This window comes from Haloactinopolyspora sp. (assembly GCF_027324685.1).
Classification (GTDB): domain Bacteria; phylum Actinomycetota; class Actinomycetes; order Jiangellales; family Jiangellaceae; genus Haloactinopolyspora.
Window position 1 is genome coordinate 49,882 of the sequence record NZ_DAHVSH010000107.1, and the last position, 25,701, is coordinate 75,582.

The window sequence follows — 25,701 nt, forward strand, 5'->3', positions numbered from 1 at the left end:
GTAGCTTTCTCGAATCGCAGGAACGTAACTACGGCACTGACAGCTCGTCAAGCGGATCGACACGATCCACAGCATCCGGCCGCGGCTGAGCTGCCCAGGCCCGGCTGCGATACCGTCGCCGTAGACGTGACTGACGGCAAGGCGGCCGTGAGCACCACACCTCAGTAGAACCACACTCATCACGAGGAGATCGGGTGGACACGTTGCCCGAGGCGGAGCACGTTCCCATGCAGGACACCCGCGGCCGATTCGGCCCGTATGGCGGCCGGTACGTTCCGGAAGCGCTGATCGCGGCGCTGGATGAGCTCGACCGCGAGTATCAGGCGGCCCGCGCAGACGACAGCTTCGGCGCCGAGCTCGATCACCTGCTCACCACGTACGTCGGCCGGCCGACGCCGTTGACCGAGGCGAAGCGGTTCGGCGCGGAGGCCGCGTCCGGCGCGCGTGTCTTCCTCAAACGCGAAGACCTCACCCACACCGGTGCGCACAAGATCAACGCGGTGCTCGGGCAGGCGCTGCTGACCAGGCGCATCGGCAAGCAGCGGGTCATCGCCGAGACCGGTGCGGGCCAGCACGGCGTGGCCACCGCGACGGCCGCGGCGTTGATGGGCCTGGAGTGCGTCATCTACATGGGCGAGGAGGACACCCGCCGGCAGGCGCTCAACGTCGCTCGGATGCGACTGCTCGGTGCCACGGTGGTGCCGGTGTCCACGGGTTCGCGGACACTGAAGGACGCGATCAACGAAGCGTTGCGCGACTGGGTCACCAACGTCGACACCACCAACTACATCTTCGGCACGGTCGCCGGCCCGCACCCGTTCCCCACGATGGTCCGCGATCTGCAGCGCGTCATCGGTGTCGAGGCTCGACAGCAGATCCTCGACACCGTCGGCCGGTTGCCCGACGCCGTGGCGGCCTGCGTCGGAGGCGGCTCCAACGCCATGGGCATCTTCAGCGCCTTCGTCGATGACGCCGACGTCGCCCTGCACGGCTACGAAGCCGGCGGGGACGGCGTCGCCACCGGCCGGCACGCCGCGACCATCACCGCGGGCGCGCCCGGTGTGCTGCACGGGGCACGCTCGTACCTGCTGCAGGACGACATGGGGCAGACCGTCGAGTCGCATTCGATCTCCGCGGGCCTGGACTATCCCGGTGTCGGACCGGAGCATGCCTGGCTGAAGGACTCCGGCCGGGCCACGTACGAGCCGGTGGACGACTCCGCGGCGATGGAGGCATTCCAGCTGCTGTGCCGGACCGAGGGCATCATCCCCGCTATCGAGAGCGCCCATGCCCTGGCCGGGGCGCGTCGGCTGGGGGAGGCGCTGGGACCCGACGCCGTGATCGTCGTCAACCTCTCCGGGCGCGGTGACAAGGACCTCGACACCGCGGCGCGGTGGTTCGATCTGCTCGACGAGAACGGAGACCAGCAGTGACGACGGCGGTGGTGTTCGAGAAGGCGCGCGCCGAGGGACGCTCGGCGCTGGTGGGTTACCTGCCGGCCGGCTTCCCCAGCGTCGAGGGGTCCATCACGGCCATGCGGGCCCTGGTCGATTCCGGCGTGGACATCATCGAAGTCGGGCTGCCGTACAGCGACCCGCTCATCGACGGTCCCGTCATCCAGGCCGCGGCCGACGCCGCCCTGCGTGCGGGGACGACGACGCCGGACGTGTTGCGGGTGGTCGAAGCCGTCGCGGCGACCGGCGCGCAAGCGGTGGTGATGTCGTACTGGAACCCGCTGGCTCGCTACGGTCCCGAGCGCTTCGCGCGTGATCTCGCCGCCGCGGGCGGCGCGGGGGTCATCACTCCCGACCTCACCCCCGATGCGACCGACGATTGGATCCCGCCCGCGCGAGCGCACGACCTCGACACCGTGTTCTTGGTAGCGCCGTCGTCCACGGACGAGCGCATCGCGATGACCACGGCGCAGTGCCGCGGCTTCGTCTACGCCACGTCGGTCATGGGGGTCACCGGCACGCGCGAACAGGTCGGCGACGCGGCGGCCGTCCTGGTGGAACGGACCCGCAAGACCACCGACCTGCCGATCAGCGTGGGCCTGGGGGTTTCGAACGCCGACCAAGCCGCCGAGATCGCCGGTTTCGCCGACGGCGTCGTGGTCGGTTCGGCGTTCGTGCGCAGGATGCTCGAGGCCGACGACGACGCTGCCGGTGTTGCGGAGGTGGCCGAGCTCGCCGGTTCCCTGGCCGAGGGCGTCCGCCGGCGATGAGCGCCAAGAAGGCTTCGGCCCGCCAACGGGCCGAAGCCGAACGGCTGGAACAGGCACGGCGGGCCCGTCAGCGCGAGCGGATGCTGCGTTTCGGCATCTCCGGCGTGGTGTTGCTCGTGGTGGTCGTCGTGGCGATCGTGCTGCTGCGTCCGGACCGTCCGGAGGGCACCGGTGCGGTGCCCGAGGCCGCCACGGCGGATGGGACCGGTGTGGCGGTCGGGGACGCTTCGGCGCCGGTGACGATCGACTACTGGCTGGACTTCCAATGCCCGGCCTGCGGCGAGTTCGAGGCCGAGAACGGCGGGGTCCTGACCGAGATCGCAGCCGACGGCACCGCGCAGGTGATCTACCACCCCGCGGCGTTCCTCGGCGAGGAGTCCGAGCGGGCCGCCAACGCCTTCGGCTGTGCCGCCGACGCAGGCCGCCCGGCCGAGTACAAGGCGGAACTGTTCGCACACCAGCCGGAGGAAGGAGCTGGTGGGTACACTGTGGACGAGCTGGTGGCCCACGGTGAGGCGGCCGGCATCACCAGCGCGCAATTCGAGTCTTGCGTGCGCGAAGGCACGTACAGTGACTGGGGTGCTACCGTCCTCGACGCGATGAGAGAACACGACATCGAGTCGACTCCGACGGTGATGCTCAACGGCGAACCCCTCGAGGACCCGGCCGGCATGTCGGCCGAGGAGTTCCGCGCCGCGGTCGACAACGCCGTGACGTCATCGTGACCGTGTCGAGGAACTTCGGCATCAGCAGCACAGTTTTACCGTCGTCAACTATCGTCCGTCGTCCCGCTTGAGAAGGAAGCGCACCGATGAGCAGCAAGAAGGCTGAGGCCCGCGAACGTGTCAAGGCGATGCGCGAAGAGCAGGCCCGTCGTGACCGCAAACGCGAACGCACGATGCGCTTCGGGATCGCCGGCGCAGTCGTGGCAGCCGTGGCCATCATCGCGGTTGCCGTGGCGGCCAGCCGGGGCGACGACGGCCCGACGGCCGTGCCGGCGAACGTCAACGAGGGCAAGGGCCTCGACATCGCCAACGACGAGGCGCAAGGCATCATGGTCGGCGACGAGGCCGCGCCGGTGACCATCGACTACTGGATGGACTTCCTCTGCCCGCACTGTGCGGAGTTCAAGAACACCAATGCTCCCGCGATCGACCAGCTGGTGGAGTCCGGCGAGGCGAACATCGTGTACCACCCGGTCACCTACACCGGCGGGGTCTACTCCAGCCGGGCGAACAATGCGTTCGCCTGCGCCTCCGATGAGGACATGAGCACGGAGTTCATCGACGCCGCGTTCGCCTCCCAGGGCACGCAGTGGTCGACGGGCTCGTTGGTCGACCTGGGCGAGCAGGCCGGCATCGGCGGCGACTACGAGTCGTGCGTGCGTGACGACACCTACAAAGACTGGTCTCGTGCCGTGGAAGACGGTGCCCGCGACTTCGACGTGACCGGGACCCCCACCGTGTTCATCAACGGTGAGCTGCTACCGAGCACGTCGTGGACGCCGGACGGCATCACCCAGGCTGTCGAGACCGTCGCGGCCGGCGGCAGCATCGAGACGCCGGCTGGCGACGCAGGCGATGACGCGGCCGGCGAGGGCGCCGAGACGCCGGCGGGTGACGCGACGCCGTGAGGCTCGCCCGGTCATAGGAGGGACCTCGATGACACCCCACCGGGCCCGGCCCGATACGGTCGGCCAGTGATTCCAGCCATGCTGCCCGCGTCCATTCCGAGCCCCAGCCAGGCGGAGTGGTCCATCGGCCCGTTCGAGTTGCGCGCCTATGCGCTGTGCATCATGGCCGGCATCGTCGTGGCGATCTGGCTGGGCAACAAGCGCTGGCTGGCCCGCGGCGGCGAGCCCGGTGTGGTGGCCGACGTCGCCGTCTGGGCGGTTCCGTTCGGCATCGTCGGCGGCCGGCTGTATCACGTCATCACCGACTACGACCTCTACTTCACCGACGGCGCCGACCCGTGGCGGGCGCTGCAGATCTGGAAGGGCGGCCTGGGGATCTGGGGTGCGATCGCCCTGGGTGCGGTCGGTGTGTGGATCGGCTGCCGGCGCCGGGGCGTTCCGCTGCCGGCCATGGCCGACGCGCTGGCCCCCGGCGTCCTGCTGGCGCAGGCGATCGGGCGTTGGGGCAACTGGTTCAACCAGGAGCTGTTCGGCCGCCCGACCGATCTGCCGTGGGCCCTGGAGATCCACGCCGACCACCGGCCGGTCGAGTACGCCGACTCGCCGACGTTCCACCCCACGTTCCTGTACGAGTCGCTGTGGGCCGTGTTCGTGGCGTTGTTGTTGCTCTGGGCCGACCGGCGCTTCCGCCTCGGCCACGGCCGGGTGTTCGCCCTGTACGTCGCCGGCTACACCCTGGGCCGCGGGTTCTGGGAGTACCTGCGCGTCGATCCGGCCAACGAGATCGCGGGAATCCGGGTGAACCTCTGGGTCACCGGGCTGGTGTTCTTGGGTGCGATCGCCTACGTGGTGATCTCCGCGCGGCGGCGGCCGGGCCGGGAGGATCCTGAGACGCTGCGCGGCTTCTACGACGACACCGATCCGTTCGCAGCGTCGTCGTCCGACGCCTCGGACGGGGACCGGAAGAGCACCGGTGACGACGAGGTGTTCGCGCTGCCCGACGACGACACGTCGAGCACCAGCGAGCACGATGGCACCGCCGACGACGGCGATGCGGACGAGGCCGCCGCTGACGACGCCGGCTCGGGGGAGGCCGACGATGCCGACAGTGCCGTCGACGAGCGGGATGCTGACGCCAGCGACGCGCCGACCCGGTCGGCGGCACACAACGGTCCCGGCGAGACCTCCTGAACCCACAGGTGCGCGGTCGGCGTGGCTTGAAATTCTGGGTTGGACATGTATCACGGCAAGAGGCCGAATAATCCGGAAATCTGCCGGTGTATGGCGGCACAGACCTCATGATCTGTGGCCTCGGCGGTCGTGTCAGCGCGGATTCTTGACGTTCGGGGCGCGACGGACATCGTTGCAGGTCCCGACGCACCGTATCATCGAAGCACTCGACAACGCACCATGTCGTCAAGTGGTGTAATCTCCACAACCCCAAAACGCACGGGCCAGCGCTGTCCCTGCACCCGCCGCCAATTTCGCCGACGGGAGTGCACATGCGCTTCACCCCTCACGCCCAGGGTTTGTACGATCCGCGCTTCGAACACGATGCCTGTGGCGTGGCCTTCGTGGCCACCCTGGACGGCGTGGCCAGCCGTGAGATCGTCGACCACGGGCTGACTGCCCTGAGCAATCTGGACCACCGGGGTGCCTCGGGGGCGGAACCGGATTCCGGCGACGGCGCCGGGATCCTGTTGCAGATCCCCGACGCGTTCTACCGCGACGTCGTCGACTTCGACCTGCCGCCGGTCGGCTCCTATGCCACCGGCCTGGTGTTCCTCTCCCCGGAGGACCCGGAGACCGGCGTCGAAGCCGTGCAGCGGATCGCCGCTGACGAGGGCCTGCGGGTCCTGGGCTGGCGTGACGTGCCTACCACCCCGGAGCTGCTGGGGCGGACGGCCAGGTCGACGTTGCCGGTCATCCGGCAAGTCTTCGTGGCCGCTGAAGAGCCCACACCGACCGGCGAGGCGGTGACCGGGATCGCCCTCGACCGCCGGGCCTTCGCGCTGCGCAAGCGGGTCGAACGCAGTACCGACACGTACTTTCCGAGCTTGTCGGCGCGCACCATCGTCTACAAGGGCATGTTGACCACCGGCCAGCTGGAGCCGTTCTTCGGCGACCTGTCCGACCACCGGTTGACCTCGGCCCTGGCCGTCGTCCACTCGCGGTTCTCCACCAACACCTTCCCGAGCTGGCCACTGGCCCACCCGTACCGGTTCGTGGCCCACAACGGCGAGATCAACACCGTGCAGGGCAACCGCAACTGGATGCGCGCCCGAGAGTCACAGCTGGTCAGCGAGGTCATTCCGGGGGATCTGGAGCGCCTGTACCCGATCATCGACCCCGCCGGCAGCGACTCGGCCTCCTTCGACGAGGTCTTGGAGCTACTGCATCTCGGCGGGCGGAGCCTGCCGCACGCGGTGCGGATGATGATCCCCGAAGCGTGGGAGAACCACCACGGCATCTCGGCGGCTCGCCGCGACTTCTTCGAGTTCCACAGCACGATCATGGAGCCGTGGGACGGCCCGGCGTGCGTCGTGTTCACCGACGGCGCGCAGATCGGCGCTGTCCTGGACCGCAACGGCTTGCGTCCGGGGCGCTACTGGGTCACCGACGACGGCCTGGTGGTGTTGGCCTCCGAGGCCGGCGTGCTGGACATCGACCCGGCGAGGATCGCGCGTAAGGGCCGGCTGGAGCCCGGCCGGATGTTCCTCGCCGACCTCGTCGAACACCGCATCCTGGACGACGACGAGGTGATGGACGCGCTGGCCGCCGCCGAGCCGTACGGCGAATGGCTGCACGCCGGTCTGATGCGCCTGGACGACCTGCACGAGCGCGAACACGTGGTGCACACGCATGCCAGCGTGACACGCCGGCAGCAGACGTTCGGGTACACCGAGGAGGAGCTGCGCGTCCTGCTCGCGCCGATGGCCAAGACGGCGGCCGAGCCGATCGGCTCGATGGGCACGGACACCCCGATCGCCGCGCTCTCGGACCGTCCACGACTGCTGTTCGACTACTTCTCTCAGCTGTTCGCGCAGGTCACCAACCCGCCGTTGGATGCCATCCGCGAGGAGCTCGTCACTTCGCTGGCCGGCACCATCGGGCCGGAAGGCAACGTGCTCGAGCCGGGTCCGGCGTCGTGTCGCCAGCTGGTGCTGCCGTTCCCCGTCATCGACAACGACCAGCTCGCGAAGATCATCCACATCAACCACGACGGTGACCTGCCCGGCTACGCCACACACGTGGTGCGCGGGTTGTACGACGTCGCCGGCGGCGGTGCTGCGCTGGCCAGGCGGCTGGATGAGATCTGTGCGGAAGTGTCGAAGGCGATCGACTCGGGCACGCGGATCGTGGTTCTCTCCGACCGGAACTCCGACACCACCCTCGCGCCCATACCGTCGTTGTTGCTGACCTCAGCAGTGCACCACCACCTCATTCGTGAGAAGAGCCGAACGAAGGTGGGGCTGGTCGTCGAAGCCGGCGATGTGCGTGAGGTGCACCATGTCGCCCTACTGATCGGCTATGGAGCCGGGGCGGTGAACCCGTACCTGGCCATGGAGAGTGTCGAAAACCTCGCCCGCCGGGGCACGCTGCTGCCAGGGGTGGAGCCGGAGCAGGCCGTCGCGAACCTCATCAAGGCTCTGGGCAAGGGTGTGCTCAAGGTCATGAGCAAGATGGGGGTGTCGACCGTCGCGTCGTACACCGGCGCGCAGATCTTCGAAGCGGTGGGACTGGCCCAGGAGGTCATCGACCGGTACTTCACCGGAACCACGTCCCGCCTCGGCGGCGTCGGGCTCGATGTGCTCGCCGAGGAGGTCCGCCGTCGCCACGCGCGAGCGTACCCGCGGGGCGGGGGAGCCACGCCGCACCGTCGGCTGGAGACCGGCGGCGAGTACCAGTGGCGGCGCGAAGGCGAGCCGCACCTGTTCGATCCCGACACCGTCTTCCGGCTGCAGCATTCCACGCGGGCCGGGCGCTACGACGTGTTCAAGCAGTACACCTCGCGGGTGGACGAGCAGGCCCGACGGCTGATGACGTTGCGCGGGCTGTTCTCGTTCAAGCCCGGGGAGCGCCGGCCGGTGCCGATCGAGGAGGTCGAGCCGGTCGAGTCGATCGTGCGCCGGTTCTCCACGGGGGCGATGTCGTACGGGTCCATCAGCCAGGAAGCACACGAGACGCTGGCTATCGCGATGAATCGCCTCGGCGGCAAGTCCAACACGGGCGAGGGCGGCGAAGATCCCGAGCGCCTGCGCGACCCGGAGCGGCGTAGCGCGATCAAGCAGGTCGCCAGCGGGCGGTTCGGCGTGACGTCGGACTATCTGAGCAACGCCGACGACATCCAGATCAAGATGGCCCAAGGCGCCAAGCCGGGTGAAGGCGGCCAGCTGCCGGGCAGCAAGGTGTACCCGTGGGTGGCGCGCACCAGGAACTCGACGCCCGGCGTCGGGTTGATCTCACCGCCGCCGCATCATGACATCTACTCGATCGAGGACCTGGCCCAGCTCATCCACGACCTCAAGAACGCCAACCCGGCGGCCCGCATCCACGTCAAGCTGGTCGCCGAGGTCGGCGTGGGCACGGTCGCCGCAGGTGTGTCCAAGGCGCATGCCGACGTCGTGCTCATCTCCGGGCATGACGGCGGCACCGGTGCGGCGCCGCTGACCAGCCTCAAACACGCCGGCGGCCCGTGGGAGCTCGGGCTGGCCGAGACTCAGCAGACGCTGCTGCTCAACGGGTTGCGCGACCGGATCGTCGTGCAGGCCGACGGTCAGCTCAAGACCGGGCGCGACGTCATGATCGCGGCACTGCTCGGCGCGGAAGAGTACGGTTTCGCCACCGCGCCGCTGGTCGTGTCCGGCTGTGTGATGATGCGCGTCTGCCATCTCGACACCTGCCCGGTCGGCGTGGCGACCCAGAATCCGCAGTTGCGGGACCGGTTCACCGGCAAGCCGGAGTTCGTGGTCAACTTCTTCGAATACATCGCCGAGGAGGTCCGCGAGTATCTGGCCGAGCTGGGTTTCCGCAGCCTCGACGAGGCGATCGGCCACGCCGAGATGCTCGACACCACGGCAGCGGTTCAGCACTGGAAGGCCGCCGGGCTCGATCTGTCGCCGATTCTCCACGTGCCGGCGCTGGCCGAGGACGCTTCGCGACGCCAGGTCGTGGGGCAGGACCACGGACTGCAGAAGGCGCTGGACAACCAATTGATCACGCTGGCCGCCGATGCTATCGCCACTGGTCAGCCGGTCCGGGCGAAGTTGGAGGTCCGCAACGTCAACCGGACTGTCGGCACGATGCTCGGGCACGAGGTCACCAAGGCCACGGACGGGCGGGGGCTGCCCGAGGACACCATCGACTTCACGTTGGTGGGTTCGGCCGGGCAGTCGTTCGGTGCTTTCCTGCCGGCGGGCGTGACCTTGCGGCTCGAGGGCGACGTCAACGACTACCTGGCCAAGGGGCTGTCCGGGGGTCGGGTGGTGGTCCGGCCCGACCGTGCGGCACGGTTCCCCGCCGAACACAACGTCATCGCGGGCAACGTCGCGGCATACGGTGCGACCGGCGGCGAGCTGTTCGTGCGCGGCGTCGTGGGGGAGCGGTTCTGTGTGCGCAACTCCGGGGCCACGGCGGTGGTGGAAGGGGTCGGTGACCACGCGTGTGAGTACATGACCGGCGGCGTGGCGATCATTCTGGGCCGCACGGGCCGCAATCTGGCTGCCGGGATGTCCGGCGGGATGGCTTTCGTGCTGGACCTCGACACGAGCATGGTCAACACCGAGATGGTGGACCTGGAGCAGCCATCGGCTGAGCAACTGGACATGATCCGCCAGATCATCACCCGTTATCGCGACGCCACCGAGTCGGTGGTCGCCGACGAGCTGCTGACCGACTGGGCGATCGCCCGAGCCCGGTTCACCACGATCATGCCGAAGGACTTCAAGCGCGTACTCGCCGCCAAGGCCGCCGCTGAGCGGGAGGGGCGGGACGTTGAGGCCGCGGTCATGGAGGCAGCGAAGTGACGAGTGAGCGAACTGACGAACGGGAGGTGTCGGATGGCTGATCCACGCGGTTTCTTGACGACGAAGCGTGCGGTTGCCGGGGCTCGTCCGGTCGCTGAGCGGCTGCAGGATTGGGACGAGGTCTATCCGCGCCCGGGGATCGGGGCGACGTTGCTGCCGATCATCACCGAGCAGGCTGGCCGGTGCATGGACTGCGGCATCCCGTTCTGTCACCAGGGCTGTCCGCTGGGGAACCTGATCCCGGAGTGGAATGATCTGGTGTGGCGCGACGACTGGCGTTCGGCGGCGGAGCGGTTGCACGCGACGAACAACTTCCCGGAGTTCACCGGTCGGGTGTGCCCGGCGCCGTGCGAGTCGGCTTGTGTGGTCGCCATCGCCGACGACGCGGTGACCATCAAGAACGTCGAGGTGTCGATCATCGATCGGGCTTTCGACGAGGGCTGGGTGGTGCCGGCGCCACCGGAGCGGCTGACCGACCGGACGGTGGCGGTGATCGGTTCCGGCCCGGCGGGTCTGGCCGTGGCGCAGCAGCTGACCCGGGCCGGGCACACCGTGGCGGTCTACGAGCGCGACGACCGTCCGGGTGGGCTGTTGCGGTACGGCATTCCCGAGTTCAAATTGGAGAAGCGCCACGTCGACCGGCGGTTGGACCAGATGCGGGCCGAGGGGACGATATTCCGTACGGGCGTCGACGTCGGCGAGACACTCACCGGCCAGGAACTCAAGGCGCGGTACGACGCGATCGTGCTCGCAGTGGGGGCGACGCAGTGGCGCGATCTTCCGGTGCCGGGCCGTGAGCTGGACGGGATTCACCAGGCCATGGAGTACCTGCCGCAGGCCAACCGGGTGGCGGCCGGTGAGTCCGTGCCTGACCAGATCACGGCCGACGGCAAGCACGTCGTCATCATCGGCGGCGGCGACACCGGTGCGGACTGCCTGGGTACGGCACACCGGCAAGGTGCGTTGTCGGTGACGCAGCTCGAGATCATGCCGGAGCCGCCACGAACGCGTCACGAGTCGACTCCGTGGCCGATGTGGCCGTTGATGCTGCGGACCTCGAGCGCGCACGAGGAAGGCGGGCAGCGGGTCTACTCGGTGTCCACGCAGCGCTTCGTGGGAGACTCCGGTCGCGTTCGTGCCTTGGAGTTGGTCGAGGTGCGCCGTGGCTCCTCCGGTGGTTTCGAGCCGATCGAGGGCACCGAACGTGAGATCCCGGCCGACCTCGTCTTGCTGGCGATGGGATTCGTCGGGCCGCAGCGGTCGGGATTGCTTGATCAACTCGGTGTCGACCTCGATGATCGCGGCAACGTGCGTCGTGACGGGTCGTTCGAGACGAGCGTGCCGGGCGTCTTCGTCGCCGGGGACGCCGGCCGCGGGCAGTCCTTGATCGTCTGGGCCATCGCCGAAGGTCGATCGTGTGCTGCCGCGGTCGATCGGTGGCTGACCGGAGTGGACCGGATGCCTGCGCCGATATCGCCAACCGACCGCCCATTGGCCGTCTGACCATCCGGAGGTCTAGTGTTGCTGGACGTGCGTAGAGCGAAGATAGTTTGCACCCTCGGTCCGGCAACCGATTCTCCGGAACGATTGCGGGCGTTGATCGACGCCGGCATGGATGTCGCCCGATTCAACCTCAGTCACGGCAGCCATGCCGAACACGAAGAGCGGTACTTGCGAGTGCGCAAGGCTGCTGCAGAGGCCGAGCGCAACGTGGGCGTCCTGGTTGACCTCCAGGGGCCGAAAATCCGCCTCGGCACGTTCGCGGGCGGTTCTGCTCAGCTGGAGTCCGGCGAGTCTTTCACCATCACCACCGACGAGGTCGAAGGATCGGCGCAGCGTGCGTCCACGACCTATGCCGGCATGCCTGGCGACGTCGAGGTCGGCGATCAGGTGCTGGTCGACGACGGCCGCCTGTCGCTGGAGGTCACCGAAGTACGTGACTCCGAGGTCGTCACGACCGTCGGACTCGGCGGCAGGGTGTCCGACCACAAGGGCCTGAACCTGCCCGGCACGGCGGTCAGCGTTCCCGCGCTGTCGGACAAGGACATCGACGATCTGCGGTGGGCGTTGCGCATCGGTGCGGACATGGTGGCGTTGTCGTTCGTGCGCAGCGCCTCCGACGTCGACGACGTGCACCGCATCATGGCCGAGGAAGGCGTGCGGCTGCCGGTGATCGCCAAGGTGGAGAAGCCGCAGGCGGTGGTGAATCTCGCCGAGATCGTCGATGCCTTCGACGGCGTGATGGTCGCCCGGGGTGACCTCGGGGTCGAACTGGACCTGTGGGATGTCCCGCTGGTGCAGAAGCAGGCGGTGGAGCTGTGCCGCCGGCGGGCCAAGCCGGTCATCGTCGCGACGCAGATGCTCGACTCGATGATCAACAATCCGCGCCCGACTCGTGCTGAGACGTCCGACGTCGCCAACGCCGTCCTGGACGGCACCGATGCAGTCATGCTCTCCGGTGAGACCAGCGTGGGCTCGTATCCGATCGAGACGGTCGTCACGATGGCCAAGATCGTCGAGACCGTCGAGGAACACGGGCTGGAGCGCATCCCGCCGCTGGGTACGCAGCCGCGAACCAAGGGTGGGGCGATCACCAAGGCGGCGGTCGAAACGGGCAACCTGCTCGGCGCGAAGTATCTCGTGGCCTTCACGCAGAGCGGCGACTCCGCCCGGCGCATGGCCCGGCTGCGCCCGAGGATTCCGTTGCTGGCGTTCAGCCCGCTCGAATCCACGCGGCATCAGCTGGCCCTGTCGTGGGGCATCGAAGCGTTCACCGCCGAGCATGTCGACCACACCGACGAGATGGTGAAGCAAGTCGACCGGATGCTGCTCGAGCAGGCACGGTGCCGCCGCGGCGATCTCGTGATCATCGTGGCGGGCTCGCCGCCGGGAATCCCGGGGTCCACGAACGCGATGCGGGTGCACCGGATCGGTGACGCGGTCGGTGGAGTCGCGCCCGGCTATCACTGACGCTGGGCGCTGGCGGCGAGTTGTCGTGACGCCGGTGACACTGCGGGCAACATGTGCCGTACGTGTCACCGGCGTCGGCGCCTGCCCGTGTCCACCGTCGCCACGGCTGCTCGGCGCCACTTATCGTCACAGGTCAACCGTGGTAGCCCGGGTCGGACTCGAACCGACACACACCGCATTTTGAGTGCGGCGGCTTTGCCAATTTGCCTACCGGGCCGTGCGCCTCGAGGATAGCCCCCGCGCGGCGCAGCCCCCAGCCTACCGGCAAGTGTTGAAAGCTCCGAGTAGGCTTCCCGGGTGACCGATTCGCCATCGCCATCGCCAACTGCAACTGCCCGGCGCGTGCTCGTTGCCGAGGACGAGTCGCTCATCCGCCTCGACTTGATCGAGATGTTGAAGGAAGAGGGCTACGACGTCGTCGGAGAAGCCGCGGACGGTGCCAGCGCCGTGCGCCTGGCTGAGGAGCACCGCCCCGACCTCGTCGTCATGGACGTCAAGATGCCGGTTCTCGACGGCATCTCGGCGGCTGCGCGCATCGTGGAGCAGCGCATCGCTCCGGTGCTGATCCTGACCGCTTTCTCGCAGCGCGATCTGGTTGAACGCGCCCGCGAGGCCGGAGCGATGGCCTACCTCGTCAAGCCGTTCACCAAGGCCGATCTGGTGCCCGCCATCGAGATGGCGTTGTCGCGCCACGAAGAGATCGCCCAGCTCGAGACCGAGGTCGTCGACCTCAACGAGCGTCTCGAGACCCGCAAGCTGGTCGACCGCGCCAAGGGCATCCTGCAAACCACCTACGGCCTGAGTGAGCCCGACGCGTTCCGGTGGATCCAGAAGGCCGCCATGGACAAGCGCACGTCGATGCGAGAGGTCGCCAATGTCGTCCTCGCCGAGAGTGGAAACGCCGAGGCGAGCGGCTGAGGCGTGCGCACAGCTCGACGGGCCGCCGCTGCGGGCGCGGCGCTGGCTGCGGCGGTGTCGCTGGCCGCATGCGGCGTCATGGGCACTCTCAGCGACGACGACGCCGGCGAACAGACGGCGACGATCGGTGTCCTGGTCCCGCGGTCCGGGTGGCAGCAAGCTGAGGGCGCCGGTGTCGTCGCCGCCGTCGAACAGCGCATCGCCGAGCTGACCGACGACATCGATGGCTGGGTCGTCGACGTCGTGCCCATCGACGAGGGTGACGATGCCGCGACGGCGGCCGAGGGCGCGGCCCAGCTCGTCGAGGACGGCGGTGTCGCGATCATCGGCGGGCTCACCACGAGAGCCGTGCGGGCCGTCCAGCCGGTGGCCGACGATGCCGATGTGCTGTTCGTCTCACCCGCCGACGTCGTGCCGGCACACACCCGCGGGGCGGACCCGCAGCACCCGTTGCGGCCCTACGAGTCGTACTACCGCACGGCGGTGACCGACGAGGCGCCCGAGACCGAGCTGGCGCGTTACGCCCGCATCGGCCTGGATGCCAAGACGGCCGCGGTGATCAACGGCGGGGACGCCGCCGAAGCCAAGCGCTTCGACCGGGCGTTCCGAGACGACGGCGGTGAGGTCGTCGTGACCGGCGTGGCGGACGACGAGAACGGCGTGGCGCAGCTGGTGAAACAGATGCGCACGGACTCCGCCGACATCGTCTTCGTCTCCGGCGAGCCCGAGGTCGCCGGAGCCGTCGCGACCGCGGCCGCCCGCGGGGCGCTGGCCACCGACGTGCTGGGGACCTCGGCGATGCGTGGCGACGCCTTCGCCGACAGCGCCGGTAGCCACGGCGAAGGCGCGGTCACGGCGCTGCCCCCGAGGCTGCAACCGACCGCGGGGATGGAACCGGAATCCGTGGCCCAGGCGCTCGAGACGGACGCTGAGGCGGATCTCGGCCCGTCCGGCGCGGCCGCCTACGATGCGGCGACCGCGGTGGCAACGGTGCTCCAGCGATGCTTGCCTCCGGCGAGCTCGGCAGCGGCGGCGCGTGAAGGATGCGCCGGTGAGATGGCGAACGTGGAGTTCGACGGCGTCACCGGCGAGGTGGCCTTCGATCGGTTCGGTGACCGGGTCGGCGGCGTCGTGGAACTGCGGATTCTGCGCGACGGGCGATGGGAGGCTTTGACGGCCACCTGAGGGCCAATGTCACAGTGTCCTAACAAACAGATCCTGGTTCGAGCCGCGTCCTGTCACAGCCGCCCTTGTGGGAGCTAGGTTTCCTCCGTCGGGTGAGTGACTCGGGCGGCTCGTGGCGCGGCCGGGTCTGCGAGCGGCGGTCGACGCCGTGAAGCGTGCGGAGGCACTTCGACAGTCGGCGATGGGAGCGAAACGGGTGTTGTTCGGCCGCAGGATTCGCCTGCTCTTCTCGCCGGACGCGTGGCGCGAGTCGCGTTCTCCTCGGCAGACGGACGGTTCCCATCGAATCCGCGCCGTGGTGCTCCGCGGCGCAGCCTCGCTTCTGGGTGTGTTGTTCGTGCTGACGACGGCGTTCGCCGCCGGCGCTGCCGCCACCGAGACGTCCCCCAGCGATGACGCCACCGCGCAGGCCGACGAGCCGGCCGGCGACGAGGCGACACCGGGCGATGACGAAGCCCAAGAGACTGAACAGGGCGTCACGGGCACCTTGCGCGGTGACGACGACGAGCCGGTCGAAGGTGTCACCATCGTGGTCACCGATGCCAGCGGCGCCGATGTCGGCGAAGGCGAGTCCGACGCGGACGGGCGCTGGGAGGTGCCGCTTCCGTCCGGGGGTACCTACACCGTCGAATTGGACGAAGGCAGCCTGCCTGAGGGCGTGGAACTGCGGAACCCGGACAACAACCCGTTGGAGGTTCAGGTCCCCGGCGGCCGGGTCCGGCCGGTGATCTTCCAGCTCGGCGAGGGCGACGCCGGGCGTGGGCAGGGCGCGGCCGCCGTCCGCGCGATCGCCAACGGCGTCAAGTTCGGCCTGATCATCGCGATGGCGGCGGTGGGGCTGTCACTGATCTTCGGCACCACCGGACTGATCAACTTCGCCCACGGTGAGCTCGTCGCCATGGGTGCCATGTTGACGTGGTATTTCAACGTCGACGACCCACAGATTCAGCTGATCGGTGCCGCAGCGATCGGGATCGCGTTCACGGCCGCTTTCGGCGCGGGGCTCGAACGCGGCCTGTTCCGGCCGCTACGCCGGCGCCGGGTGGGCCTGTTCCAGATGCTCATCATCACCATCGGTCTCTCCTTGCTCCTCCGGCATCTGCTGTTGCTGTTCTTCGGCGGTTCGCCGCGCACATATCGGGACTACGTCGGCCAGACGGCGCTGGTGTGGGGCCCGATCTCGCTGACGCCGCGCGACCTGTTCATCATGGGGCTGTCGGCGCTGATCCTGATCGGCGTGGCCACCATGCTGCAGCGCACGCGCATGGGCAAAGCCATCAGGGCCGTGGCTGACAACCCCGCCCTGGCCTCGGCGACAGGCATCGACGTCGACCGGGTCATCCTGGTGGTCTGGACCCTGGGCGCAGGGCTCGCCGCAAGCGGGGGTGTGCTGTTCGGATCCGCGGTGTCGGTGGACTGGTTCATGGGCTTCCGGTTGCTCCTGCTGATGTTCGCCGCAGTGATTCTGGGCGGCATCGGCACAGCGTACGGAGCGATGGTCGGCGGTCTGGTCATCGGACTGGTCACCGAGATCTCCGTGCTGTGGTTCCCGTCCGAGTTGAAGTACATGTGGGCTTTGCTGGCCCTGATCGTGGTGCTGCTCATCCGCCCACGAGGCATCCTCGGGCGCCGCGAGCGGATCGGCTGAGGGGAAGGAACGCGACGTGGATTGGCCCTCGATCATCGGCAACGGCCTGCGGTCGGGCTTCGGCCCGCAGGCCGCCGCTTATGCGTTGCTCGCCATCGGTTTGAACATGCACTTCGGTTTCACCGGCCTGCTCAACTTCGGACAAGTCGCCTTCATGCTGGTCGGCGCCTACGGAGTCGGCATCACCGTGGCGACGTTCGGCGGGTCGCTGTGGCTGGGCATCCTGGTCGGCATCCTAGGGGCCGTACTCCTCGCGCTGCTCGTCGGAATTCCGACTCTGCGCCTACGGGCGGACTACTTCGCCATCACCACGATCGCCGTGGCCGAGGTGCTGCGGCTGATCGTGCGTTCCGGTTCCGCCGAGAGTGTGACCGGCGGCCCGTTCGGGCTGCAGTCCATCGCCGACGAGTTCCACTCCATCAACCCGATCCCGGACGGCAGATACGGGATCGGAGGCTTGAGCTATCCGTCCAACCAGTTGTGGTCGCTCCTGGTGACGTGGGGACTCGCGTTCCTCGCGAGCTTTGTGATCATCTTACTGATGCGTAGCCCCTGGGGCAGGGTGATCAAGTCCATCCGCGAGGACGAGGAAGTCGCCCGAGCTCTCGGCAAGAGCGTGTTCAGCTACAAGTTGCAGAGCTTGGTGATCGGCGGCGTGATCGGCGCGCTGGGTGGCGCGATGTTCGCGATCGGTGGCCAGACCGTCAACGCCGATACCTACCAACCGCAGGTGACGTTCTTCGCCTATACGATCCTCATCCTGGGCGGCGCGGCGACCAAGTTCGGACCGCTCGTCGGGTCGGTCCTGTTCTGGTTCCTGTTCAGTTCGGTCAGCGCTGCGCTCCGTGACGCCGCATCTGCGGGATACCTTCCCAGCTTCATGTCCAGCGGTGGCGCCACCGGCGCGGTCGTTCTCTCGACCGTGGGTCTGGCGTTGATGCTGCTGATGATCTTCCGGCCACAGGGCATATTCGGCGATCGCCGGGAAATGACGGCCATCTCGAACTGACCCGTGCGTCGGGCTCGTCCCTGGTCTCGCTGACCCGGGACGAGCTGACGCCCGCCTGGCGATCGTGGGCCGGTGGCGGCGCTATGGCGCCGGTGGTGCCTCATGATCCGCTGGCTGCAGTGTTGTTGACGCTGACTGTCTGGTGATGGTGGGTCGGTGGTGGCGTGATGGCGCCGGTGGTGTCTCATGATCTGCGCGCAGGAGCGATGCAACGAAACTGCCCGGGTGCCACGCGACGTGGCACCCGGGCAGTTTCGCTGTCTCTAGCCGTACCGCTGTCGGCGGGCTAGAGAATCATCGACTATTCGATGGTGGTGAGGTCGACGTCTTGCGAGCCGACGACTTCGAGCGTGCCATCGTCCTGGAACTGCGCGATGGCGTAGCGGCCGAACGTCGGGTCGGCGCCCTCGATGTCCAGCGGACCGCTGACGCCCTGGTAGTCGATGTCTTCACCGTTGGCCAGCAGTTCGCTGCACTCGGCGAAGGTCGTGCACTCGGTGCCGCCCTTCGTGACCTCGTTGACGAAGTCGTTGAACTCGACCGGGTCGGTCGAGTCGGCCGCGATGGCGCCCAGAGCCATGATGATCACGCAGTCGTAAGACTGACCACCGTAGATCAGGTTGCCCTTCTCGTTGTCGGGCAGCTGCTCGTTCAGCCTGGTGTTGAACTCCTCGCCACCCGAGGCGCCGATGACCTTCATACCGGCGATGAAGCTCGGGTCGTCGGGGTTGACGTCCGACGTCAGCGTGGGGCCGAACAGTCCGTCGCCGCCGTAGAGCTGGTCGGCGCTGAGACCGGCCTCGATCAACTGCCGGATCAGGGTGGCTGCCTCGCCGAAGCCGACGATGACGACGGCGTCCGGGTTGGCGCCGGTGATGTCGGAGACCTCGGCGGAGAAGTCGGAGGTGTTCGGGTCGTAGTCGACCCGCGTGGCCACCGACGCGCCCAGGTCCTGGACGTTGGACTCCACGAGGTCGGCCAGCGCGACACCGTAGTCGTCGGCGCGGGCGACCACGGCGACGTTCTGAGCGCCGTCGGCAACGACGGTGTCGGCGATGATCGGCGCCACGGCGGCATCCGGCGGAACCGTCCGGCGGTAGAACCCGTTGTTCGCCTGGTCGGAGAAGTCCGGCGACGTGTTGGCCGGCGAGCACTCGACGATCTGGTTGTCGTACAGGACCTGGATGATCTCCTGGGTCATGCCGGAGGCCGCGGCGCCGAGCACGGCGTCCACACCGCCGTTGATCAGCCGCGCGGCGGCCTGCTGCGCCAGTGCGGCGTCGCCTGCTTCGTCAGCGGTGGTCAGGGTGACGTCGTTACCGTTGACCCCGCCGGCAGCATTGATGTCCTCGACTGCCATCTTGGCGCCCTCGATCATCGGCGCGCCGAGGAACGCCAGTGGGCCGGACTCGGGGAGGATGTAGCCGAGGTCGAACACCTCGTCGCGACCGGGGCGGTCGACTTCGACGTCGCCGCCGGGCTCCTCCGTCTCGCCGCCCTGCTCGGTTTCTTCGCTCGTAGGCTCGCCAGTGCTTCCACCGTCATCGCCGTCATCGCCGCACGCGGTGAGCGTGAGTGCCACCGCACCGGCGAGGGCGACGCCACGCCATAACAAAGGTCGGCGCATCGCTGTCTCCTCATTCGCATCTGACCGTGAACGACCGCGAGCGGTGCGCTCGGCGCAGCTCGCTGACCTCGCGCAGAAATCCCCCAGCGGGCGGCTGGAAAACCCAGCACGCTGGGACAGTACATCCCTACGGTGACCTGCGCTACCGCCGTCGCGCAGGTGACGCACAGATGTGATCGTCAAGTGACATTACCGGCATGCTCAGACATGCCTGATCTTCCGTCCGGCGCCGGCGAGGGGAGAATTTGTCAAGCCCGGGCCAGCGTGCCGAGGTACAGCTCGATGATCTTCGGGTCGTTGAGCAGGTCCGAGCCGGTACCGGTGTAGGCGTTGCGGCCCTGGTCGAGGACATAGCCACGGTCGCAGATCTGCAGGCAGCGACGTGCGTTCTGCTCGACCATGACCACTGTCACGCCGGTGCCGTTGATCTGGCGGGCTCGGATGAAGACCTCGTCCTGCATCGCCGGGGACAACCCGGCGGAGGGTTCGTCGAGAAGGAGCACCGACGGCTGGGCCATCAGTGCGCGGCCCATGGCCACCATCTGGCGCTCACCGCCGGACAGCGACCCCGCGCGTTGCTGGCGGCGGTCGGCGAGCGCGGGGAACAACGACGCCACCTGCTCGAAGCGTTCTTCGAAGGTGCCGGGTGCTTGGAACACGCCCATCTCGAGGTTCTCGTTGATGGTGAGCGACGGGAAGACGTTGTTGGTCTGGGGAACGAACCCGATGCCGAGTCGCACGAGGTCGTTCGCCTTGCGGCCGGTGATGTCCTCCCCCCGCAGCTTCACCGTCCCCGACGTCACCTTCACCAGCCCGAACAACGCCTTGAGCAGCGTGGACTTACCGGCGCCGTTCGGTCCGATGATGCCGACCAGTTCGCCTTCCTGAGCGTAGAAGTCGCAGCGGTTCAGGATGTTCACGCCGGGGATGTAACCGGCGACGAGTTCGTCGACACGCAACAGCGCACCCTCGGCGGCGCGCAGATGCTCGCTGCGGTCGAGCTCCGTATCGGGTCGAGTCATGGTGACCCCTTCTCGGTCGTGCCTCTCGCCGGTTTGGCCGGTTTGGACAACTCTGCCTCGATTTCCTCGCCAGCCGCGGCCAACTGCTCCTGCTCTTCGGCTTCGGTGAGGGGAGCGTCGTGATGGCTGCCCAGATAGGCGTCGATGACGGCGGGATTGGCCATCACGTCTCGAGGTGGGCCTTCGGCGACGATCCGGCCCTCGGCCATGACGATGACCCAGTCCGAGATGTCGCGGACCATGTCCATGTCGTGCTCGACGAACAGCACGGTCAGCCCTTCGTCGCGCAACTGGCGCACATGCGTGAGCAGCGACTGAGTGAGAGCGGGGTTCACCCCGGCCATCGGCTCGTCGAGCATCAGCATGGTCGGTTCGGCCATCAGGGAGCGCGCGAGCTCGAGCAGCTTGCGCTGGCCACCGGACAGGCTGCCCGCGAAGTCGTCGCGCAGGCCGTCGAGCTTGAACCTGCGCAGCAGTTCGTCGGCTCGCGCGGTGACCTCTTCCTCCTGGCCGCGCCAGGTGCCCCGGACCAGGGCGCGCCATGCGTTCTCACCGCGCTGGTCGCGTGCGCCCAGTCGCATGTTGTCCAGGACGCTGAGCCGGGGCAGTGCTCTGGTCAGCTGGAACGTTCGGATCATTCCCGTTCGCGCGACACGATAAGCAGGCAGGCCGGAGATCTGCTGACCCTCGAACGTCCACTCGCCGGTGTTCGGCTTGTCGAAGCCGGTGAGAATGTTGAACAGGGTCGTCTTGCCGGCGCCGTTCGGGCCGATCAGCGCGGTGATGGCCCCGCGCTGTACCTCGATGTGCTCGACGTCGACCGCCACGAGTCCGCCGAAGCGCCGAGTGATGTTGTCGGCGACCAGGATCGGATCGGGCTTCGGCGAGCCGGGGACGTGCGGGACGTCCCTGAGGACGTCCGCCGGGCGCACTGGCGTCGTGGAGCTGGAATCACCGTCAGTCGACATCTGCAGGCCCCCTTCCATCCTCGAGTATCGCTGGTGCGGCGAGCAGCGCGCACAGCAGCCTCGGGTGGGCCGTCAGCGGCGGCGCCGGTCGGGTGGCGCGTCGGGCTGGCATCGATCTCCTCCGCAACGGGGTGGTGATGCGGGAGCCTAACCCGGCACCGGCGGAGAGCTCATCCGTGGCGCGCGATGTGTCCGGATTGGTACCGGTCAGTGATTACCCGCCGTCGGCACAGGTCATGTCCGTAAGGCCGCGACGATCATGACGAGCAGCGGTGCGACCAGCAATGCGGGTAGGAGGTCGCCGACCGGCAACGGCTTCATCCGTAGTAGTCGCAGCGCGACGCCCACCAGCAGCAGCCCGCCGGTGGCGGTGAGCGCAGCGACGGCGGCGTCGTCGAGCATGTTGCCCGCGACCACACCCACCAGCGTCAGCGTGCCTTGCACGACGCCCACCGCGAGCGCCGAGGCCATGACACCCCAGCCCAGAGACGCGGCGAACGCCACGGATGCGAACCCGTCCAGGGTGGACTTCAGCGCAAGCTGTTCGTAGCCCAGGCCCATCCCGTCGGACAGCGAGCCGAGCACGGTCAGCGGCCCGACGCAGAAGATCAGGGACGCGGTGAGAAAGCCTTCGACGTATCGGCGACGGGCCTCGCTGTCACTGTCGCGGGACAGCCGCCGCTGCAGGAAGGCGCCGAAGTGTTCGATCCGGGCTTCCACCCGCAACAGCGAGCCGACGATGCCGCCGATCAGCAACGCCCCGAGGACCACGAGCAGGGTCGCGGACTCGCCGACGGCGGCGGCGAAGTCGGTGTCCAGCACGGCCGCGGCGGACACGGCCGCGATGAGCAGCGTCACCAGGCCGAGCGCGTCGGTGACCACGTCACGGGTGCGCTGGGGGAGCCGGTGGCCGACGAGGACGCCGGCCCCGGAGCCGACGAGGATGGTCGCGATGTTCAGGACCGTCCCAAAGCCCGGGAACACGACGCGGCCGGGTCAGTCGCGCCGGCCGCTGGGGGCGGGCCGGAGGACGCACGTGAGGCGGGCGGTGCAGACGCGCGAGCCGTCGTCGTCGCTCAAGACGATCTCGAAGCTGGCCGAACTGCGGCCGAGATGAGCGGGGGTGGCGACACCGGTGACGTGCCCAGCGCGCACGCCGCGGTGGTGGGTGGCGTTGATGTCCACGCCCACGGGGAAGCGGCCCGGGCCGGCATTGAGGGCGGCTGCGACCGAGCCGAGGCTCTCGGCGAGCACGCACGAGGCGCCGCCGTGCAGCAGGCCGAGAGGTTGGGTGTTGCCGTCGACCGGCATCCGGGCGACCACGCGTTCGGGACGCGCCTCGATGTACTCGATGCCGAGGCGGTCGTCCAGTGGGGCCTTCGGTAGGGCGGCCAGGACGGCTGGTTGGTCGTCGAAGTCGATTTCGTCCGGTCCGGTACCGGTCGTCGGCCGTTGAGTCACGAGGTACGACGATATCGCGTGGCGATGGCGCGTAGACGAATACGGCCGCAGCCGCCACGATGTCGGAGGCGGCTACTAGGGTTTGCGGCGTGGTCCAAGACGCGCATCCATCCCGCCTGCTGTTGCTCGACGGTCACTCCCTGGCCTATCGGGCGTTCTACGCGTTGAAGGACGCGAACCTGGTCACCACCACCGGTCAGCACACCGAGGGGGTCTACGGGTTCACGTCGATGCTCATCAACGTGCTCCGTGACGAGCAGCCGACCCACGTGGGCGTGGCCTTCGACGTGTCCCGGCAGACCTTCCGCAGCGAGACGTTTCCCGAGTACAAGGCGAACCGCTCGTCCTCGCCCGACGAGTTCAAGGGCCAGGTGGAGCTGGTCAAAGAGGTCCTCGACGCGCTACGCATCCGGTGGATCGAGAAGGAAGGCTACGAAGCCGACGACGTCATCGCCACGCTGGCGGTGCAGGCCCAGGCCCAGGGGCTCGAGGTGGCCATCTGCTCCGGCGACCGCGACACCCTGCAGCTGGTCAACGACCACGTAACTGTCTTGTACCCGCGGCGTGGAGTATCCGATCTGCTGCGCATGACGCCGGAAGCGGTGCAGGAGAAGTACGGGTTGAGCCCGGCGCAGTATCCGGATTACGCCGCGCTGCGCGGCGACCCGTCGGACAACCTGCCCAACATCCCTGGGGTGGGCGAGAAGACGGCGTCGAAGTGGATCGCCGAGTACGGGTCCCTCGACGAGCTGGTGGCGCGCGTCGACGAGGTCAAGGGCAAGGCCGGTAACCTCCTGCGCGATCACCTCGGACAGGTGCTGACCAACCGCCAGCTCACCGAGCTCGTCCGCGACGTGCCGCTCGACGTCCACATCGACGACCTCGCGCGCCAGAGCTGGGACCGGGAGGCCGTGCACGAGTTGTTCGACGCGCTGCAGTTCCGGGTCCTGCGCGACCGGCTGTACGAGTACCTCGACGCCGGCGAGCCGGAAGCAGACGAAGGTTTCGAGATCGACCCGGTGCGGCTTCGCGGCGGTGAGGTCGCCGCGTGGCTGAGCGAGCACGCCGCCGGCCCCGACCCGGTCGGGGTCTCGGTGCGAGGCGTGTGGGCACGGGGTACCGGCGAGGTCACCGAGGTCGCGATCGCCTCCAGCGACGGTGCCGGTGGGTGGTTCGAGCCGGCTGACCTCACACCCGAGGACGACGCGGCCGTGGCGGCCTGGTTGGCCGACCCCGAGCGGCCGAAGGTCCTGCACGATGCCAAGGGGCCGCTGCATGCGCTCGCCGCGCGGGGATGGCCGCTGAAAGGCCTGGCTGCCGATACGGCGCTGGTGGCGTTTCTCGCCCTGCCGGGCCAACGCTCCTATGATCTCGCCGATCTGGTGCTGCGTTTCCTCGGCCGTGAGCTGCGGGCGCAGGCCGCCGATGCCGCTGTCCAGCTGTCGTTGGACGGCGGCGACGAGGAGCAGCTGGGTCGCGACGAGACGGTGCGTGCGCGTGCCGTCCTCGACCTCGCCGCGGCCCTGGACGCCGAGCTCGCCAAGCGCGGAGGGCGGGCCTTGCTCGACGACGTCGAGTTGCCGCTGGTCGACGTGCTGGCTCGGATGGAGCAGGCCGGCGTCGCCGTCGACGTCGACCACCTCGAGCAGCTGGAGGCCTCGTTCGCCGGTGCGGTGGCCCAGGCCGCCGAAGACGCCTACGCGGCCATCGGGCACGAGGTGAACCTGGGCTCGCCCAAGCAGTTGCAGGGCGTGCTGTTCGACGAGCTCCAGATGCCGAAGACCAAGCGCACCAAGACCGGTTACACCACCGACGCGGACGCGCTGGCCGACCTGTACGCCAAGACGCAGCACCCGTTCCTGGAGGCGCTGCTGCGGCATCGCGACGCCTCCCGGCTGCGCGTCACCGTGGAGGGCCTGCTCAAGTCGGTGGCCGCCGACGGCCGCATCCACACGACGTTCAACCAGACCATCGCCGCCACCGGACGGCTGTCCTCCACCGACCCGAACCTGCAGAACATCCCGATCCGCACCGACGAAGGCCGGCGGATCCGCGAGGCCTTCGTCGTCGGCGACTCCTATGAATGCCTGCTGACCGCCGACTACAGCCAGATCGAGATGCGGATCATGGCGCATCTGTCCGACGACGAGACGCTGATCGAAGCCTTCACCTCCGGCATGGACTTCCACGCCGTCACCGCGTCCCGAGTGTTCGACGTGGACGCTGACGAGGTCACCCCGGCGATGCGAGCCAAGATCAAGGCGATGAACTACGGCCTGGCCTACGGGCTCTCGTCGTTCGGGTTGTCCCGGCAACTGGGCATCGACGTGGCCGAGGCGCAGAAGCTCATGGACGAGTACTTCGAGACCTTCGGAGGAGTCCGCGACTATCTCAGCGAAGTCGTCGAACGAGCCCGAATGGAAGGCTGGACCGAGACCATCCTCGGCCGACGCCGCTACCTGCCCGATCTGACCAGCGACAATCGCCAGCGGCGCGAAATGGCTGAGCGGATGGCGCTGAATGCACCGATCCAAGGTTCGGCTGCCGACATCATCAAGGTCGCGATGCTCGGCGTCGACCGCGCCTTGCGCGAAGAGGGGCACCGGTCCCGGCTGGTGCTCCAGGTGCACGACGAACTCGTGCTCGAAGTCGCTCCCGGCGAACGTGACGTAGTCGAGGCGTTGGTCCGCCGCGAGATGGGCGCGGCGTACCCGCTGCGGGTGCCGCTGGACGTGTCGGTCGGCTTCGGGCGGACATGGCAGGACGCGGCCCATTGATCCGGATTTTGATCCCGGATGTCGGAATTGTGGGGTAGCGCCGTCGGGGCTCTCATGCGAGGCTCGTAGAGTCGTCGTGAGAACGGGAGTGCCCCCTTGCGTTCTGTGTTGCGAGCGGCTGGCGCAACAGTCGCATGTGCAGGAGTTCTCAGTCTGAGTGGTGCTGCCGGGCTGCCCGGCCCGATTGAGAATCCGTCCTCAGCGCAAGACGACGCCTGGGCGCAGCACGAACG

18 protein-coding genes and 1 tRNA gene are annotated in these 25,701 nt (G+C 68.4%); 13 read left to right on the forward strand and 6 right to left on the reverse strand.

Translation table 11 applies throughout. From position 1 onward, the window contains the following. Nucleotides 1–227: 227 nt before the first annotated feature. The 8 genes from trpB to pyk all read left to right on the forward strand — a co-directional run bounded on the left by trpB (nucleotide 228) and on the right by pyk (nucleotide 12,853). Nucleotides 228–1,433 (forward strand): tryptophan synthase subunit beta, encoded by a 1,206-nt coding sequence (trpB, locus tag M6444_RS12520; protein ID WP_363326345.1) that lies wholly within the window; start codon nucleotides 228–230, stop codon nucleotides 1,431–1,433. Further along, entirely contained in the window at nucleotides 1,430–2,224 is a 795-nt protein-coding gene (trpA, locus tag M6444_RS12525) for a tryptophan synthase subunit alpha (RefSeq protein ID WP_298327677.1), read from the forward strand. The genes trpB and trpA overlap by 4 nt, the downstream gene beginning before the upstream one ends. After that, on the forward strand, nucleotides 2,221–2,949 hold the full coding sequence (locus tag M6444_RS12530) for a thioredoxin domain-containing protein (RefSeq protein WP_298327680.1): 729 nt from the start codon (nucleotides 2,221–2,223) through the stop codon (nucleotides 2,947–2,949). Before trpA ends, M6444_RS12530 begins: the two co-directional genes overlap by 4 nt. Before the next feature lie 86 nt (nucleotides 2,950–3,035). After that, nucleotides 3,036–3,857, forward strand: coding sequence for a thioredoxin domain-containing protein (locus M6444_RS12535; protein WP_298327682.1), 822 nt, complete (start codon nucleotides 3,036–3,038; stop codon nucleotides 3,855–3,857). Nucleotides 3,858–3,935: 78 nt separating this feature from the next. Then, a complete protein-coding gene (gene lgt / locus M6444_RS12540) occupies nucleotides 3,936–5,048 on the forward strand; it encodes a prolipoprotein diacylglyceryl transferase (protein ID WP_363326346.1) in 1,113 nt (370 codons plus the stop codon). Nucleotides 5,049–5,359: 311 nt separating this feature from the next. Continuing rightward, nucleotides 5,360–9,883 carry a glutamate synthase large subunit gene (gltB, locus tag M6444_RS12545; protein ID WP_298327688.1) on the forward strand — a complete coding sequence of 1,508 codons (4,524 nt, stop codon included), beginning with the start codon at nucleotides 5,360–5,362 and terminating at the stop codon, nucleotides 9,881–9,883. A gap of 33 nt (nucleotides 9,884–9,916) precedes the next feature. After that, on the forward strand, nucleotides 9,917–11,386 hold the full coding sequence (locus M6444_RS12550) for a glutamate synthase subunit beta (RefSeq protein WP_298327691.1): 1,470 nt from the start codon (nucleotides 9,917–9,919) through the stop codon (nucleotides 11,384–11,386). A 27-nt stretch (nucleotides 11,387–11,413) separates the two neighbouring features. Beyond that, nucleotides 11,414–12,853 (forward strand): pyruvate kinase, encoded by a 1,440-nt coding sequence (gene pyk / locus M6444_RS12555; RefSeq protein WP_298327693.1) that lies wholly within the window; start codon nucleotides 11,414–11,416, stop codon nucleotides 12,851–12,853. Nucleotides 12,854–12,993: 140 nt separating this feature from the next. On the opposite strand, the gene M6444_RS12560 is transcribed toward pyk, so the two are convergent. Then, nucleotides 12,994–13,070, reverse strand: a tRNA-Leu gene (locus M6444_RS12560). An 80-nt stretch (nucleotides 13,071–13,150) separates the two neighbouring features. Between M6444_RS12560 and M6444_RS12565 the strand changes: the two genes are divergently transcribed. The 4 genes from M6444_RS12565 (at nucleotide 13,151) to M6444_RS12580 (ending at nucleotide 17,613) form a co-directional block, all read left to right on the forward strand. Further along, nucleotides 13,151–13,771 (forward strand): response regulator, encoded by a 621-nt coding sequence (locus tag M6444_RS12565; RefSeq protein ID WP_298327696.1) that lies wholly within the window; start codon nucleotides 13,151–13,153, stop codon nucleotides 13,769–13,771. 3 nt (nucleotides 13,772–13,774) lie between these two features. Next, nucleotides 13,775–14,956: an ABC transporter substrate-binding protein gene (locus M6444_RS12570; protein ID WP_298327699.1), complete on the forward strand. Its 1,182-nt coding sequence runs from the start codon at nucleotides 13,775–13,777 to the stop codon at nucleotides 14,954–14,956. 181 nt (nucleotides 14,957–15,137) lie between these two features. Beyond that, complete coding sequence (locus tag M6444_RS12575; protein ID WP_298327702.1) at nucleotides 15,138–16,604, forward strand: branched-chain amino acid ABC transporter permease; 1,467 nt, start codon at nucleotides 15,138–15,140, stop codon at nucleotides 16,602–16,604. Nucleotides 16,605–16,620: 16 nt separating this feature from the next. Then, nucleotides 16,621–17,613, forward strand: a complete 993-nt coding sequence (locus tag M6444_RS12580; RefSeq protein ID WP_298327705.1) for a branched-chain amino acid ABC transporter permease — start codon at nucleotides 16,621–16,623, stop codon at nucleotides 17,611–17,613. A gap of 301 nt (nucleotides 17,614–17,914) precedes the next feature. On the opposite strand, the gene M6444_RS12585 is transcribed toward M6444_RS12580, so the two are convergent. From M6444_RS12585 to M6444_RS12605, 5 genes are all read right to left on the reverse strand, one after another. Next, nucleotides 17,915–19,240 carry an ABC transporter substrate-binding protein gene (locus M6444_RS12585; RefSeq protein WP_298327708.1) on the reverse strand — a complete coding sequence of 442 codons (1,326 nt, stop codon included), beginning with the start codon at nucleotides 19,238–19,240 and terminating at the stop codon, nucleotides 17,915–17,917. A gap of 248 nt (nucleotides 19,241–19,488) precedes the next feature. Beyond that, a complete protein-coding gene (locus M6444_RS12590; RefSeq protein WP_298327710.1) occupies nucleotides 19,489–20,262 on the reverse strand; it encodes an ABC transporter ATP-binding protein in 774 nt (257 codons plus the stop codon). Continuing rightward, on the reverse strand, nucleotides 20,259–21,230 hold the full coding sequence (locus M6444_RS12595) for an ABC transporter ATP-binding protein (protein WP_298327713.1): 972 nt from the start codon (nucleotides 21,228–21,230) through the stop codon (nucleotides 20,259–20,261). Before M6444_RS12595 ends, M6444_RS12590 begins: the two co-directional genes overlap by 4 nt. 234 nt (nucleotides 21,231–21,464) lie before the next feature. Then, nucleotides 21,465–22,214, reverse strand: coding sequence for a DUF554 domain-containing protein (locus tag M6444_RS12600; RefSeq protein WP_298327715.1), 750 nt, complete (start codon nucleotides 22,212–22,214; stop codon nucleotides 21,465–21,467). A 12-nt stretch (nucleotides 22,215–22,226) separates the two neighbouring features. After that, nucleotides 22,227–22,625 (reverse strand): hotdog fold thioesterase, encoded by a 399-nt coding sequence (locus M6444_RS12605; RefSeq protein WP_363326347.1) that lies wholly within the window; start codon nucleotides 22,623–22,625, stop codon nucleotides 22,227–22,229. 155 nt (nucleotides 22,626–22,780) lie between these two features. Between M6444_RS12605 and polA the strand changes: the two genes are divergently transcribed. After that, entirely contained in the window at nucleotides 22,781–25,468 is a 2,688-nt protein-coding gene (gene polA / locus M6444_RS12610) for a DNA polymerase I (protein WP_298327719.1), read from the forward strand. The last annotated feature ends 233 nt before the right edge of the window (nucleotides 25,469–25,701 follow it).